The organism is Pseudomonas sp. CFII68, assembly GCF_000416195.1.
In the GTDB taxonomy this organism is placed as follows: Bacteria; Pseudomonadota; Gammaproteobacteria; order Pseudomonadales; family Pseudomonadaceae; genus Aquipseudomonas; species Aquipseudomonas kilonensis.
In genome coordinates, this window is the sequence record NZ_ATLN01000125.1 from 93,734 (window position 1) to 108,858 (window position 15,125).

The following is a 15,125-nucleotide window of genomic DNA, read 5'->3' on the forward strand; positions in this document are numbered from 1 at the left end:
CGCGGGGTCTGCGCCCCGCCCACGCAGGTTTAGGTTCGGCTTAGCAAGGTGTCGCGGCGCCCTTGCGGGCATACCACCACCAGGTCACCACGATGCAGCTCAGGTAGAAGCCGACGAACATGTAGAAGGCCATCTCCGGGCCGCCGGTCAGGGCCATCGAAGTGCCGAATGATTTGGGAATGAAGAAGGCTCCGAAGGCGCCCATGGCCGAGCTGAAACCCAGCACGGCGGCCGATTCCTTGCCGGCGTTCTTGAGCGCCAACTCGCGTTGCTCGGGCTTTTTGCCCAGGGCGGACTTCTCGTGCAGGGTGCGGAAGATCACTGGGATCATGCGGAAGGTCGAACCGTTGCCCACACCCGTGGTGATGAACAGCAACATGAACATGCCCAGGAAGCCGTAGAAGCTGCCGCCCTGGCCGTTCTGCGGAAGAAAGTGCAGGACGCCGAACACCATCGCGATCATCAACACGAAGTTCCACAAGGTGACCTTCGCGCCACCGAGCTTGTCCGCCAGCCAGCCGCCCAGCGGCCGTACCAGCGCGCCCACCAACGGGCCGAGGAAGGCGAACTTCAGGGCGATGACTTCCGGGAACGAGGTCTTGATCAGCAGCGGGAAAGCCGCGGAGAAACCGATGAACGAACCGAAGGTGGCCAGGTACAGCCAGCACATCAGCCAGTTGTGCTTGCGCTTGAAGATCACCGCCTGCTCGCTGAACGAAGCGCGGGCGCTGGACAGGTCGTTCATGCCGAACCAGGCAATCAGGGTCACGGCGAGGATGAACGGCACCCAGATGAAGCCGGCGTTCTGCAACCACAGCGAGCTGCCGTCGGCCAGGACTTGCGGTTGACCGCCCATGAAGCCGAACACACCGAAGGAAATCACCAGTGGCACGCTGAACTGCATCACCGACACGCCCAGGTTACCCAGCCCGGCGTTCAGGCCCAGGGCGGTGCCCTGCTGGGACTTGGGGTAGAAGAAGCTGATGTTGGACATGCTCGAGGCGAAGTTGCCGCCACCAAAACCGCAAAGCAATGCGATCAGCACGAACACGCTGTAGGGCGTGGCCGAATCCTGCACGGCGAAGCCCATCCACAAAGCCGGTATCAGCAACGACGCCGTGCTCAGCGCGGTCCAGCGGCGCCCGCCGAAGATCGGCACCATGAACGAGTAGAAGATGCGCAAGGTCGCGCCGGACAGCCCCGGCAATGCCGCCAGCCAGAACAGCTGGTCGGTGCTGAAGCTGAAGCCGATGGCGTTCAGGCGCACGATCACCGTGCTCCAGACCATCCACACCGCGAAGGCCAACAGCAGCGCCGGGATGGAAATCCACAGGTTGCGCCGGGCGGTCAGTTTGCCGCTACTGCCCCAGAAAGCAGGGTCTTCCGGGCGCCAGTCATGAATGACCGGGCCCTTTTCAGGCGTTTGCAGAACGGACATGTTCTTCTCCTTGGGCAATGCTGGAAAACGGGGATTGAGTGGCCGGCGGCTGTTTACCCAGCAGCGGGCGCTTGCGTATTTCGCTGAAGTACATCCAGGCCAGGGAGACCCAGACCACGCCGTACATCAACATGAAGCAGGACGAGCGCACGCCGGTGAGGTCCACCAGGGCGCCGAACATGATCGGCAGCACGAACCCGCCCAGGCCGCCGGCCAGGCCGACGATGCCGGACACTGCACCCATGTTTTTCGGGTAGTCGTTGGCGATGTACTTGAAGACCGAGGCCTTGCCGAACGCGAAGGCGATGCCCATCACGAACAGCAGCACGGTGAACAGCGTGGCGTTGAGGCCGATGTGGAAATCGACGATGCCGTTGACGGTCTGCACTTGCAGTTGAGTCTGGGGATAGGAGAGCAGGAACAGGCAGATCCAGCTGACCCACAACACCCACCAGGTCACGCTCTGGGCGCCCCAGCGGTCGGACATCCAGCCACCGACGGCCCGCAGCACACCACCGGGCAGGGAGAAACACGCCGCCAGCAGCGCCGCGCTTTGCAGGCTGAAGCCATATTCCTGCACGTAGTACTTGGTCATCCACAAGGCCAAGGCCACGTAGCCGCCGAAGACGATCGAGTAGTACTGGCAGTAGCGCCACACGGCTGGCTCTTTCAGCGTTTGCAATTGCTCGCGCAACGTCGCACCGCCAGTGCCGCTGTGTTCCTTTTTCTCGGTGGTGAGAAACCAGAACAGCAGCGCGGTGATGAACAGGATGGCGCTGAACACTTTCGGCACCAGGTGCCAGCTGCCGAACGCGATCAGCGCCGGAGCGAGGAACTTGGTCACCGCCGCACCGGCGTTGCCGGCGCCGAACACGCCCATGGCAAAACCCTGGTTCTGCTTGTCGAACCACTTGGCGACGTAGGCGATGCCCACCGAGAACGAGCCACCGGCCAGGCCGACGAACAGGCCCAGCACCAGGAACTGCCAGAAGGCCGTGGCGAGGGTGATCATGTACAGCGGCAATACGCAGGCCAGCATCAACAGGAAGAACACGATCCGTCCGCCAAAGCGGTCGGTCAGAAGCCCCAGGGGCAAGCGCACCAGCGAACCGGTCAACACCGGCGTGGCGGCCAGCAGGCCAAACTGGGTTTCATTGAGGGCCAGCAGTTCCTTGATCGGAACCCCCAGCACAGCAAACATCATCCAGACCATGAAGCACACGGTGAAGGCCAGGGTACTCATCCCTAGTACCAGCCCTTGTTGCACTTGCGCTCGCATCACGATGCACTCCGTCAGTTCGATGAGCGCAGCCTAGTGATACGAACCCCGCGAAAACTTGACCTGGATCAACGTGCGCCGGGGCGGTACAGGCCTATGCTTGGCCCATCTACCTCCAAGGAGGTAGACCCGGATATTGATACAACCCTTTATTTATCAATACCTTGATCAAGTCTGCCGAAGCTTTTATGGAAATGGAGCGGCCGACAACTCTTTAGAGGTAGTGCGCCCAGGATTGGCTGCTACACCCCCAGGTCCAGGGCGCCCCCTATGCTCGCTTCACCGTTTTGCCTCGCAGGCCCGCGTCGATGATGCGTTGGCTGCGCAGTTCCCTGCCCGCTCGCGCCGGGCTGGCGGTGATCCTGATCGCCATCCTGGCCCTGGCCAGTTCCTTGAGTGCCGGGTTGATCGCCTGGTTCAGCCAGGGCGACGCCGCGGCCATCAACACCGCCGGCTCCGTGCGCATGGAGACCTACCACCTGAGCTGGAAACTGGCGGCGGGGGCCAACGACGACATCCCGGCGATCACCGCCAGCCTGCAACAACGCCTCGACAGCCCTGCCCTGCGCGCCGTGCTGGAAGATGGGCCGGAAACCTCCCTGCACAAGAGCTATCGCGACCTTGTGCAACGCTGGAACCAGACCTTGCGCCCGGCCATCGAGCGTGGTGACTCGGCGTTTTTCCAGGCCAATGCCAATGCCTTCGTCAACCAGTTGGACCGGTTCGTCACCCTGCTGCAACGCCAGAGCGAGCACAAGCAAGGTTGGCAGCAAGTGATCCAGGGTATGGCGCTGTTCAGCACCATGATCATCCTGCTGATCGGCCTGTATGAATTGCAGTACGGCGTGGTCACGCCCTTGCAGGAGTTGGTGGACGCCACCCAGCGCTTTCGCCGTGGCGAATTCCAGGTGCGGGTCAATCACCAGTCCGAAGATGAACTGGGCCAGTTGGCGACCAGTTTCAACACCATGGCCGAAACCATCGAACAATCACACCGCACCCTGGAAAACCAGGTTCAGCAAAAGACCCTGAACCTGCAACAGGCCAACGCCGCCTTGGAGCTGCTGTACCAGAGCAGCCGCAGCCTGGCGACACGCCAGGCCAATGCCGAAGGGCTGGATGAACTGATCCGACGCTTCCAGCAGCGCCTGCCAGGCCTGCGTCTGACGTTGTGCCTGCAAGGGCAATTGCAGTCACCGGCCAGGCACCTGCTGGCCCTGCATGGCGCCGCCAACCGACAGGTCTGCGCCAGCAGCGATTGCGCCAGTTGCCATAAACACAACGCTGCGCGCCCGCAAGCCTTCAGCATCAGCAACCAGGGCAACGAGCTGGGTGAACTCAAGGCGCATTTTGTCGACGGCCATGCGGCGCAGCCCTGGGAAACCGCGTTGATCCAGGCCCTGGCCAACCTGATCGGCACGTCGCTGTCCCTCAAGCGCCAGCGCGAACAGGACCATCGCCTGCTGCTGCTCGATGAACGCACGATCATTGCCCGCGAGCTGCACGACTCCCTGGCCCAGGCCTTGTCGTACATGAAGCTGCAAGTCAGCCGCATGCAGACCCTGATGCGTCGCGGCGAACCGGTGCAGACCCTGGAGACCGTCACTGGTGAACTGCGTGAAGGGCTCAACAATGCTTATCGCCAGTTGCGCGAGTTGCTGACCACCTTCCGCTTGCAGATCCACGATGACGGCCTGGTCGAAGAGCTAAAGGACACCGCCGAGGAGTTCTCCAACCGAGGGGATTTCCAGGTGCACCTGTTCATCGACACCCTGGCCTTCGAGCTGTCGGCCAGCGAGCAGATCCACATCCTGCAGATCACCCGCGAGGCCCTGTCCAACTGCCTGCGCCACGCCCACGCCGAAAACGCCTGGCTCGAACTGCGCCAGGAAGGCGAGACCGTGCAGCTGTCGATCGAAGACGATGGCCGCGGCTTCAGCGGCGAGGTCGACCAGCGCGAACACCATGGCCTGAACATCATGAACGAGCGGGCCCGCAGCCTGCACGGCCAACTGCAGATTCACTCCCGTACACCCCAGGGCACCCGTATCCAGGTGCATTTCCAACCGGAATTCCTGGGCCAACACACCGAAGGCCTCGCAACATGAACGCCCCCCTGCGCCACACCCTGCTACTGGTCGACGATCATCCGATGATGCGTCGCGGGATCCGCCAGATGCTTGAGCTCGAAGACGATTTGCAGATCGTTGGCGAAGCCAGCCACGGCGAAGAAGCCCTGACTCTGATCGAACCGCTCAAGCCCGACCTGGTGCTGCTGGACAACAACATGCCGCAGATGAACGGCATCGAGACCCTGCGCCGGCTGCGCGCCATGCACTACACCGGCAAGGTGCTGCTGTTCACCGTGTCCGATGCCGAGGACGACATCCGCGATGCCCTGCGCCTGGACGCCAACGGTTACCTGCTCAAGGACATGGAGCCGGAGCTGCTGATCCAGTACATCCGCGATGCCCTCAACGGCGCCCTGGTGATCAGCCCCGGCCTGACCCGCGTCATGGCCCAGGCGCTGCGCTCGCCACCGCGCCAGGCCGATGTGGAACTGACCGAACGCGAACGCCAGGTCCTCAAGACCATCGCCGGCGGCTACAGCAACAAAGTCATCGGGCACAAGCTGGGCATTACCGAAGGCACGGTCAAGGTGCATGTGAAGAACCTGCTGCACAAGCTCGGCTTGCGTTCGCGGGTGGAAGCGGCGGTTTGGGCGATGGAGCATTTGCGCGGGGCGGGCTAGCCCAGCAAAACACACGCTCTGTGGGAGTGAAACATACCCTCTGTGGGAGCAAAGCTTGCTCGCGATGGCGGCGGTACATTCAACATCTGCGCAAGCTGAACCACCGCTATCGCGAGCAAGCTTTGCTCCCACAGGGGATAGGCAGCAGACCCGGATTTTGCTCCCACAGGGGATTGGCAGCAGATCTGGATTTCGTTCCCCACAGGGTTTGTGTCTTGATCGCGCAGCCCATCCCTCTTCCGAGGTAGGCCTGCCGAGGCATAGGCCGGCGGCGATTTGGGCTCTACCATGACGGCACGCGGAGGTACGCCATGCTGACCCACCCTTCCATCGTTTTACTGTTGCGTCGTCATCACCTGTTCAGCCAACTGCCGGAGCGGGTCTTTGAAGATGTCTGCAGCCTGGCTGTCCTCAAACGCCTGGAATGCAACAGCACGCTCATGCACCAGGGCGATCCGGCCAAGCGGTTTTTCTTGCTGGTCAGTGGCCAGATCAAGCTGTTCCGGGTGACCGGTGAAGGCCAGGAGAACCTGGTGGAAATCATCCAGCCCGGCCAGACCTTCGCCGAGGCTTTGCTGTTCAGCCAGGCCCGCTGCTATCCGGTCAGTGCGTCGGCGATCAAGGACAGCGTGCTGGTGAGTATCGAGGGTACCCATTACCGCAAGGCCCTGGAGGACCAGCCCAAGGTCTGCCTGGCGATCCTGGCGAGCATGAGTATTCATTTGCATCAGCGGCTCAAGGATATCGATAACTTGACCTTGGCCAGTGCCAGTCGGCGGGTGATCAATTTCCTGCTGCAGGAGCGGGATCCGCGGGATGGTCAGGTGGTGTTGCAGGTGTCGAAGCGGCTGGTGGCTTCCAAGTTGGGGATTCAGCCGGAGACGTTTTCTCGGATTCTTCATCGGTTGGTTGATGGGGGGTTGATTGCCATGGAGCGGCGTCAGATTCGTATCTTGTCCGAGGGTGAGTTGGAGGCTTATCAGCAGTAGGTTTCTTTGTGTGAATATCCGTTATTTAGGTAACGGCTGATTATGGTTCCGCTCTTACAGCGGGTCACTTTCGAAAAGCGCGAAAGTAACCAAAGCGCTTCTGCCCCACCACTCGGTGCCTCGCTTAGGCTCGGCATGCCCTCACTCCGGCATTGCTCCGTGGGCCGCCGCGAAGGGCCATCCATGGCCCAGCGCGGCTACCTCGGCATCCATGCCGAGGTGCCCACTCCACAATGCCTGCGTTCGGCCATCGTGGTTAACGGGGCGCCGAGATCAACGTCCACCACGAGGCGGCCTTATAGCCGACCTGGCTCTGGGTGAGACCGCGTTTCTCCTGTGGGAGCAACTGTCTTGGATGGTTTATTTAGCCGGCACATTCAGCATCCGCGTCGATTGTGAGACCGCATTCGCGAGCAAGCTCGCTCCCACAAGAGGGCTGCGGCGTACATAGGTTTTGTGGCTGCTGAAGATCCAGTGTGGGAGCGAGCCTGCTCGCGATTGCGGTGGTTCAGTCACATGGATGTTGAACTTGCTGGCCTCTTCGCGAGCAGGCTCGCTCCCACAGGGGACTTGCGGTGAACATTGATTTTGGGGCTGCTGAAGATCCAGTGTGGGAGCGAGCCTGCTCGCGATTGCGGTGGTTCAGTCACATGGATGTTGAACTTGCTGGCCTCTTCGCGAGCAGGCTCGCTCCCACAGGGGACTTGCGGTGAACATTGATTTTGGGGCTGCTGAAGATCCAGTGTGGGAGCGAGCCTGCTCGCGATTGCGGTGGTTCAGTCACATGGATGTTGAACTTGCTGGCCTCTTCGCGAGCAGGCTCGCTCCCACAGGGGACTTGCGGTGAACATTGATTTTGGGGCTGCTGAAGATCCAGTGTGGGAGCGAGCCTGCTCGCGATTGCGGTGGTTCAGTCACATGGATGTTGAACTTGCTGGCCTCTTCGCGAGCAGGCTCGCTCCCACAGGAGAAACGCGGTCTCCACCAAGAACCAGGTCGGCTATAAGGCCGCCTCGCGATGGACGTTGATCTCGGACGCCCCGTTAACCACGATGGCTGAACGCAGGTATTGCGCAGTGGGTATCCCGGCATGGATGCCGGGATAGCCGCGCTGGGCCATGGATGGCCCTTCGCGGCGGGCCCACGGAGCAATGCCGGAGTGAGGGCACACCGAGCCTAAGCGAGGTGCCGAGTGGTGGGGCAGGAGCGTTTTGCTTACTTTTGACTGGGCCGGCTTCCGGGCTTCTCAAAAGTGAGCCGCTGTAAGAGCGGAACCATAAGCCGCCATTACCAAAGAAATGGATATTCACCCAACCTAACCCACATCAATCAACCCCACCACCCGCGAAAATACCAACTCCATCTCGGGCTCAGCGCAATCCACCCCAAACCGCTTGCGCAACCCCAGCTGGTTCAGAATCACATGCACATCCGCCACCAAATCATGCTGCCGCAGACACGCCTGAACGCACTGCAACGGACAACCATCCAAGGCAATGATCCGCCGCCCCGACCGCGCCTTGTCAACCAGTGGCGCCACATGCCCACCCACCCCGACAATACAAGACATCTCCGCCAAACCCGCACGGTCCAGGCGCAGGGCAACGGTGTTGGCCAGTTGCGCCACGTTGGAACAACCGGAACACGAATACACCAGAGGCAATAAACTCGGGGCTTTCATCAGACCGTCGCCAACCCCTTGCCCGCCCGCTCCAGATTGCGCCAGAGCCAAGGCGGCAGGACGTCCGGATCAAGACTGTCGATCAAGTTCTTCAACGCCAGCCCCAACTCGGTATCCCCCTCGATCACCAACCGGCGACGGAAGAACAACGTGTCAGGATCCTCCTGACGGCTGGCCAGCAACAGAAACTCGCGCCAGTTGCCGCTGATGGTGACCTGGGCCTCGGCCCATTCGGCAATCCGCAAACCGTCCCGCGCCAAAGTCAGGTACCAGCACAACTTCAAGTCCGGCACGCGCAGGCACAACCAGCGCCCACGCAGCACATCGAACCCGCCATCGCGCAGCGGCTCGGCCAGGCAGCGATTGAGCGCCTGCTGCAACGCCAGTCGCTGCACCACGAACGGCACCTTGCCCACCAACGGCAGCAAGCGGTCGGCGCCTTTGAGCACCCACTTCTTCGGACTCAACACAGGCCCGCCTCCTCTACCTTCAACATGCCGGCATGGCCGTGCCAGTAACCATTGCAACCGTCCACGAACAGCGGTGGTGCCTCGCCCTGGCGAACTTTGTCGAAGGCGGTGACCACCTCGGCCATGCCCTGGGCACGCGGACTCAGGCGCAGCACATCGGCGCCGCAGGCCATCAATGCGTTGTAGTCGGCCAGCAGGTTCGTCACCTCGCCGGACATCGTCTGGATGCCGTTGAGGGTGAACAACTGTTGGCCTTCCTGACTGCTCAGCGCCAGGCCGTCGGGGTAGTTGATGCAGCAGAACTGGCAGTCGTCCTTGGGGCGGTTTTCGGCTCGAGCGGTAAAGCAGCGCGCCGAGTATGCCAAGGGCAGATGACCGTAGGCGAAGATCTCCACCTCGGGCACCTCGTGGTCCATGTCCCGCACCTGCTCCAGCACATCGCCGATCAGCGCCGCCGAGCACTCCACCGGCGGCACCCAACGGATCATGCCGCTGTCGAGCAATTGCCCCAGGGCGTGGCCGTTGTACAGGTTCAGCGCCGGGCCGCCAACGAAAGGCAGCTTGCGTTCGGCCATGAACTGCACCGCGCCCATGTCATTGGCTTCCACCAACAACTGGCCGTTGTCACACAGGCGGCGCAGCGAGGACAGCTCCGAGGCTGCCTCGATCAGCGTCAGGCTCGACAACACAATCTGTGCCTGGCTGCACGCTTGCAGCTCGCGCGCCAAGCCCAGCCACTGATCCAGGGAGAACGCCCGGCGTTTCGAACACACGGTTTCCCCCAGGTAAATCACGTCCAGCGGCAATGCCGACATCTCGGCATAGAAATTCCCCAGTTGCGCTTTGTCCCAGTAAAACAGGACCGGTCCCAGGCTGAGTTTCATCTGGCCTCCCCTCATTGCCATGATCGATGGTAGGCACCCAGGGTGGTCTGGCTGCCTTCGGACAAGCCAGCCAACACCTGGCGCCATTCTTCCTGCACCCGGAACCGTTGCGGCGCGGCCTTATGGGCATCCAGTGCGGCGCGCCAGACCCGGGTCACTTGTTCAACGTAGGCCGGGCTGCGTTGGCGACCTTCGATCTTCACCGCTTCGACGCCAATGGCCGCCAGCTCCGGCAGCAGGTCGAGGGTGTCGAGGCTGGTGGGTTCTTCCAGCGCATGGAAGCGCTTGCCGCCGACCAGGAAGCGGCCTTTGCACAAGGTCGGATAACCGGCCGGTTCTTCGGGGGTGTAGCGGTCGATCAGCACCTCGTTCAGGCGTGCGCTGAGGCCTTGGGCATCCTCGCTCCAGCGCACCGCCTTGGCGGGCGAGCAGACGCCGCACAGGTTCGGCGATTCGCCGGTGATGTAGGAAGACAAGTGGCAACGGCCTTCGGCCATGATGCACAGGCTGCCGAAACCGAAGACTTCGATCGGCACCGGACTGCCCGCCGCCACCTGTCGCACCTGGGCCAGGGACAGCACCCGTGGCAGCACCGCGCGACGAATGTCATAGCGCTGCGCGTAGAACGCCAGGGCCGCTGCGTGTGTGGCCGAGCCTTGTACGGAAAGGTGCAGCGCCAACCGAGGATGGCGCTGGCTGGCGTAGCTGAGCACGCCGGGGTCGGCGGCGATCAGGGCGTCCACGCCGAAGTCGGCGGCGCGGTCCACGGCCCGTTGCCAGCGCTCCCAACCCTTGGGCTGCGGGTAAGTGTTGACCGCCACGTACAGCTTGCGTTGATGCTGACGGATGTGTGCGACAGCCGCGTCGAACTGCTTGTCGTCCATGTTCAGCCCGGCAAAATGCCGGGCATTGGTGTCATCGCGAAAGCCGACATAGACGGCATCGGCGCCTTGGCGCACCGCCGCTTTGAGGGCAGGCAGATTCCCTGCCGGGCAAACCAGTTGCATGGGGCATCCTCATGAGAAAACTCAAGCGCCGCCAGTCTAGCCAGCCCTCGGCCGGCGACCTTGACGGCAATCAATTGCCGTCAATGCATCAGCTCGGCGAACGGCAGGTACAGCACCTTGTCGTGCTTGTGCAGTTGCGCCTCACACTCCACCACCGCCAGCCCATCGGCCCAGCAAGCGGCCGTCAGCATCGCCGAACTTTGTTGAGGGTGCAGTTCCACACACAGGTGGCCGTTGGCATCCGGAACCAACCTGGCCCGCAGGTACTGCCGGCGCCGGTTGCGCTTGAGCCAGTCGAACCCGGCTGGCACCTGCAACGGCACCGGCAACACGTCGCCCATGCCCTGGGCCCGGAACAGGAACGGCCGCACGACGATCAGTGCGGTAATCAATGCCGCCGACGGGTTGCCCGGCAGCCCGATCCAAGGTTTGCCTTCCACATCGCCAAAGGCCAGGGGCTTGCCCGGCTGGATGGCGAGGCGCCAGAGGTCGATGCTGCCCAAGGCTTCGATAGCATGCTTGAGGTGGTCTTCTTCACCCACCGAGACACCGCCCGAGGTGATCAGCACATCGCATTCGGCGGCGGCCAGGCGCAACGCTTGTCGACTGGCCAATAACTGGTCGGGCATGACCCCGAAGTCATGCACCTCGACACCCCAACCGCGCAACAGTGCGGCGAGGCTATGGCGATTGCTGTTGTAGATCTGTCCTGGCGCCAGTGGCTCGCCCGGCTCGCGCAGCTCATCGCCGCTGCTGAGCAAGCCCACTTGCAAGGGGCGATAAACGTCCACCTGGCCGACGCCGGCACCGGCGAGCAAACCCAACTCCTGGGCGCGCAAGCGCGTGCCGGCTTCAAGCAGCCGGTCTCCTCGACGCAGTTCCTCGCCTTCCTTGCGAACATGGTCGCCGCCATTGACCGATGACAACCAGACCCGCTCGCCATCGACGCGACAGCTTTCCTGCGGCACCACCGTGTCGGCACCCGGTGGCAGCGGCGCGCCAGTAAAAATCCGCACGACGTACCCGGCCTGCAACGGCTCGCCCGGCTCGTCACCGGCGGCGATCCGCCCGCCCAACAGCAGGTAGCCGCCGTCACCCGGCAGGTCAGCGGCCCGCAGGGCATAGCCGTCCATTGCGCTGTTGTCCCAGGCCGGCAGGTTCATCGGGCACACAATGTCAGTGGCCAGCACACGCGCCAGGGCCTGGTCCAGGCCAACCCGTTGCACGGGCGGTGGCGGCGGTGCCTGGTCGAGCAGATGACGGATCGCCTCATCCACCGGCATCAGCACGCCGCTGTCGCACACCCGACCGCTCACGAGCGTGTCTCGCAAGCCGTTGGGGCGATGCCGTCCTGGGGCTTGAGGTGCGGGGTGAAATTGCACGGGCCGGTGCGGCTGTCCAATTGCCCGGCCAGGATCTGCTCCCACCCGGTCCGGCACGCCCCCGGCGAACCCGGCAAGCAGCACACCAGCACCCCATTGCTCATGCCCGCCAAGGCGCGCGATTGCAGGGTGGACATGCCGATCTCCGCCAGCGACACCTGGCGGAACAGCTCGCCGAAACCGTCCACCTGCTTGTCCAGCAGTGGCGCCACCGCTTGGGGGGTGTTGTCGCGCGGGGTGAACCCGGTGCCACCGGTCATCAACACCACCTGCACCTTGGGGTCGGCGATCCATTGGGAGACCTGGGCGCGGATCTGGTAGATATCGTCTTTCACCAGCCCACGGTCGATGAGCACGTGTCCGGCCGTTTGCAACAGGTCCGCCAGGGTTTGGCCCGAGGTGTCGGTGTCGAAGGTGCGGGTATCGCTGATGGTAAGGACCGCGATGTTCAGCGGTTGAAAGAGGCGTTGCGTCAGATGGGCCATGATCAGCCGTCCTGTCAGAAAAGATGGCCCAGCCTGAACTGCAATCGTTGCCGGGCCTATTCCTCGTTGGAGGTACCTCCCTTGGCACCCCATGCAAGAACGATCCTGTCCCAGTAGGAGCTGACGAGCGAAGCGAGGCTGCGATCTTTCCCGGGCCACTTGAGTCTCAAGCGAAAGATCAAAAGATCGCAGCCTCGCTACGCTCGGCAGCTCCTACAAGGCATCCATTCAGGGTGCCAGGCGGCAACGCTGCCAGGCGCCATCCTGCAGGCGGTAGTCGAGGCGGTCGTGCAAACGGTCGGCGCGGCCCTGCCAGAACTCCATCCGTTCGGGCCGCAGGCAATAGCCTCCCCAATGGTCGGGGCGCCGCACGGGTTGATCGGCAAAGCGTTGTTCGGTCTGCGCCAGCAAGGTCTCGAGCGCGGCCCGATCTAACAGTGGTCGGCTTTGTGGCGACGCCCAGGCCCCCAGGCGACTGGCGACGGAACGGGATTCGAAATAGGCATCCGACAGCGCCGGATCGAGTTTGTCGACCGGCCCTTCGATGCGTACTTGCCGCTCCAGCCCCGGCCAGAAAAACGTCATGGCCGCCCAGGGGTTGGCCGCCAGGTCCTGGCCCTTTGCGCTGTCGTAGTTGCCGAAAAACGAAAAGCCCTGGGCGTCGAAGCCCTTGAGCAACAACACCCGGCAGTGAGGCCGGCCCTGCTCGTCCACCGTCGCCAGGGCCATGCTGTTGGCTTCCACGGGTGGGCTTTCGGTGTCGCGGGCCTGTTGCATCCAGAGCGCGAACAACGCCATGGGGTCGTCGGGGGCCTGGGCTTCATCCAGGCCATCGAGGGTGTACTGGCGGCGCATTTTGGCCAGGGAAAGGGGCATGAGGGTGATCTCCACTGTGGGTTTGGGCCAGTGTGGATTCTGCGGCGGTGGCGGGCCTTGATCGTTGTCAATGCCGGTTCTTGTGTTGAAAGTGCCGGCCTCTTCGCGAGCAAGCCCGCTCCCACAGGGGATTGGGGGTGATCAGAAAACTGAAGACAATCACAGATCCAATGTGGGAGCGGGCTTGCTCGCGAAGGCGGCAACCCGGTCTGCCGCTACTTAAGCCCCAACCGCCGCGCCAGCTTATGCAGATTGCTCGGGTCAACCTCCAACAACCGCGCCGCCCCCGCCCAGTTCTGCCCGCAGCGTTCCAGGGCCTTGAGGATCGCCTGTCGCTGGCAGCCGTCGACAGCCTCGCTCAAGGGTTGCACGGGCGCATCCAACGCTTGCAGGGCTTGTTCCGGCAGCGCCTGCGCCGAAGCTGCGCTGGCGTTGACGTCAAGGTCCAGCACCTGCGGTTCCAGGGTCATGATCAGGCTGCGATTGGCGCCGCGGCTCAGTTGCTTGAGCGCCGCGCGACTGATCACGTGTTCCAGCTCCCGCACGTTGCCGGGCCAGGAGTACGCCAGCAGCGCCTGTTCGGCCGCCGGTGACAGGCGCAACCCACGCAAGCCCAGGCGTGTGCGGTTCAGTTCGAGAAAGTGCCCGGCCAGCATCAACACATCGTGGCCGCGCTCGCGCAGCGGTGGGATCGGCACCGGATAGACCGAGAGCCGGTGATACAGGTCGGCGCGAAACAGCCCGTCGCGAATGCTGTCGGGCAAGTGCCGGTTGGTGGCGGCGATGATCCGCACATCGACGTGCAGCGGCTTGTCCGCCCCCAGGCGCTGGATCTCGCCGTTCTGCAGAGTGCGCAGCAACTTGGCCTGGACGCTCAACGGCAGTTCGCCGACCTCATCGAGAAACAGCGTGCCGCCATTGGCCGCATCGAAGCGCCCGGCGCGGTCGGTGGTCGCCCCGGAGAACGCGCCTTTGACGTGGCCGAACAACTCGCTTTCGGCCAGGGACTCGGGCAACGCCGCGCAGTTGACCTGCACCAGCGGCTTGTGGCCGCGCCGGGACAGGCGATGCAGCCGCCGGGCGAACAGCTCCTTACCGACGCCGGTTTCGCCCAGCAACAGCACCGGCAGTTCGGAGTCGGCCAGCACATCCAGCTCGTTGAGCAACTGCTGCAACCCCTCGCTGCGCCCGAGGATCTCGCCCTCTTCGGCGGGTAGCCGCAGGTCGGTCTGGTCGCTGCGCGATGCTCGCAGGCTACGGTTTTCCTGCTCAAGGCGAGTGACCCGCACCGCCGCCTCGATCTGCAAGGTACAGCGCTTGAGTTCCTCCCGGGCGCGGCTGTCGAAGGTGCCGGCGTGCAACGCATCCAGGGTGATCGCCCCCCAGAGCCGTCCTTCCACGTACAGGCTCACGCCCATGCAGTCATGCACCGGCAGCGGTTCGCCGACGTGGTTGTCGAGCAAGCCGTCATAAGGATCCGGCAAACGGCTGTCCGGCTCGAACCAGGTGGGTTCGCGCGACGCCATGATCGCCGCCAGGCGCGGGTGCTGGGCAATCACGAAGCGCCGTCCCAGCGCCTCGTGGACCAGGCCCACGGTGGCCACAGGCCTGAGACTGTCATCGTCCAGACGCAGCAGCCCCACGGCGCCACTGTTGAAGTATTCGCGCAGGGTCTGCACCAGGCGCTGCAATCGCACCGCATTGGGCAGCTCGACGATCAGGTCGGCGGCCAGGCTTTCACGCAGCATGGTAGTGATGACCCTCCAGGGTTCGTTTGACCCTTCACAATCAGGGTGACAATCACCCTGGCAAAAATTTAATGCTTTGTTTTCAATCAGTTGAATCTGGCACGTCGACTGCAAAGTTCGCTCATCTGTCCCTG

Annotated in this window: 13 protein-coding genes; 3 read left to right on the top strand and 10 right to left on the bottom strand. The window is 63.1% G+C overall.

What is annotated here, in order from left to right; all coding sequences use genetic code 11:
* Positions 1 to 40 precede the first annotated feature (40 nt).
* Positions 41 to 1,438 (bottom strand): NarK family nitrate/nitrite MFS transporter, encoded by a 1,398-nt coding sequence (locus tag CFII68_RS02240; protein ID WP_018613432.1) that lies wholly within the window; start codon positions 1,436 to 1,438, stop codon positions 41 to 43.
* Entirely contained in the window at positions 1,416 to 2,717 is a 1,302-nt protein-coding gene (locus tag CFII68_RS02235; RefSeq protein WP_018613437.1) for a nitrate/nitrite transporter, read from the bottom strand. Before CFII68_RS02235 ends, CFII68_RS02240 begins: the two co-directional genes overlap by 23 nt.
* Positions 2,718 to 3,025: 308 nt before the next feature.
* On the opposite strand from CFII68_RS02235, the gene CFII68_RS02230 reads away from it, so the two are divergent.
* From CFII68_RS02230 to CFII68_RS02220, 3 genes are all read left to right on the top strand, one after another.
* On the top strand, positions 3,026 to 4,825 hold the full coding sequence (locus CFII68_RS02230; RefSeq protein WP_018613439.1) for a HAMP domain-containing protein: 1,800 nt from the start codon (positions 3,026 to 3,028) through the stop codon (positions 4,823 to 4,825).
* Positions 4,822 to 5,469 carry a two-component system response regulator NarL gene (gene narL, locus CFII68_RS02225; protein ID WP_003202460.1) on the top strand — a complete coding sequence of 216 codons (648 nt, stop codon included), beginning with the start codon at positions 4,822 to 4,824 and terminating at the stop codon, positions 5,467 to 5,469. The genes CFII68_RS02230 and narL overlap by 4 nt, the downstream gene beginning before the upstream one ends.
* 311 nt (positions 5,470 to 5,780) lie before the next feature.
* Positions 5,781 to 6,458, top strand: coding sequence for a Crp/Fnr family transcriptional regulator (locus CFII68_RS02220; RefSeq protein ID WP_018613442.1), 678 nt, complete (start codon positions 5,781 to 5,783; stop codon positions 6,456 to 6,458).
* Positions 6,459 to 7,773: 1,315 nt separating this feature from the next.
* Here the strand turns inward: CFII68_RS02220 and CFII68_RS02215 are convergent.
* The 8 genes from CFII68_RS02215 to norR all read right to left on the bottom strand — a co-directional run bounded on the left by CFII68_RS02215 (position 7,774) and on the right by norR (position 14,991).
* On the bottom strand, positions 7,774 to 8,139 hold the full coding sequence (locus CFII68_RS02215; RefSeq protein ID WP_018613444.1) for a putative zinc-binding protein: 366 nt from the start codon (positions 8,137 to 8,139) through the stop codon (positions 7,774 to 7,776).
* A complete protein-coding gene (locus CFII68_RS02210; RefSeq protein ID WP_018613446.1) occupies positions 8,139 to 8,609 on the bottom strand; it encodes an SCP2 domain-containing protein in 471 nt (156 codons plus the stop codon). The genes CFII68_RS02215 and CFII68_RS02210 overlap by 1 nt, the downstream gene beginning before the upstream one ends.
* Positions 8,603 to 9,493, bottom strand: coding sequence for a U32 family peptidase (locus CFII68_RS02205; protein ID WP_018613448.1), 891 nt, complete (start codon positions 9,491 to 9,493; stop codon positions 8,603 to 8,605). The genes CFII68_RS02210 and CFII68_RS02205 overlap by 7 nt, the downstream gene beginning before the upstream one ends.
* Before the next feature lie 11 nt (positions 9,494 to 9,504).
* Positions 9,505 to 10,500, bottom strand: a complete 996-nt coding sequence (locus CFII68_RS02200; RefSeq protein ID WP_018613449.1) for a peptidase U32 family protein — start codon at positions 10,498 to 10,500, stop codon at positions 9,505 to 9,507.
* Positions 10,501 to 10,580: 80 nt separating this feature from the next.
* The gene (gene glp, locus CFII68_RS02195) at positions 10,581 to 11,816 is read right to left on the bottom strand and encodes a gephyrin-like molybdotransferase Glp (RefSeq protein WP_033062928.1); all 1,236 of its coding nucleotides are present in this window, start codon (positions 11,814 to 11,816) and stop codon (positions 10,581 to 10,583) included.
* Positions 11,813 to 12,367 carry a molybdenum cofactor biosynthesis protein B gene (moaB, locus tag CFII68_RS02190; protein ID WP_018613453.1) on the bottom strand — a complete coding sequence of 185 codons (555 nt, stop codon included), beginning with the start codon at positions 12,365 to 12,367 and terminating at the stop codon, positions 11,813 to 11,815. The genes glp and moaB overlap by 4 nt, the downstream gene beginning before the upstream one ends.
* A 228-nt stretch (positions 12,368 to 12,595) precedes the next feature.
* A complete protein-coding gene (pdxH, locus tag CFII68_RS02185) occupies positions 12,596 to 13,243 on the bottom strand; it encodes a pyridoxamine 5'-phosphate oxidase (protein ID WP_018613455.1) in 648 nt (215 codons plus the stop codon).
* A 215-nt stretch (positions 13,244 to 13,458) separates the two neighbouring features.
* Complete coding sequence (norR, locus tag CFII68_RS02180) at positions 13,459 to 14,991, bottom strand: nitric oxide reductase transcriptional regulator NorR (protein ID WP_018613457.1); 1,533 nt, start codon at positions 14,989 to 14,991, stop codon at positions 13,459 to 13,461.
* Between the last annotated feature and the right edge of the window lie 134 nt (positions 14,992 to 15,125).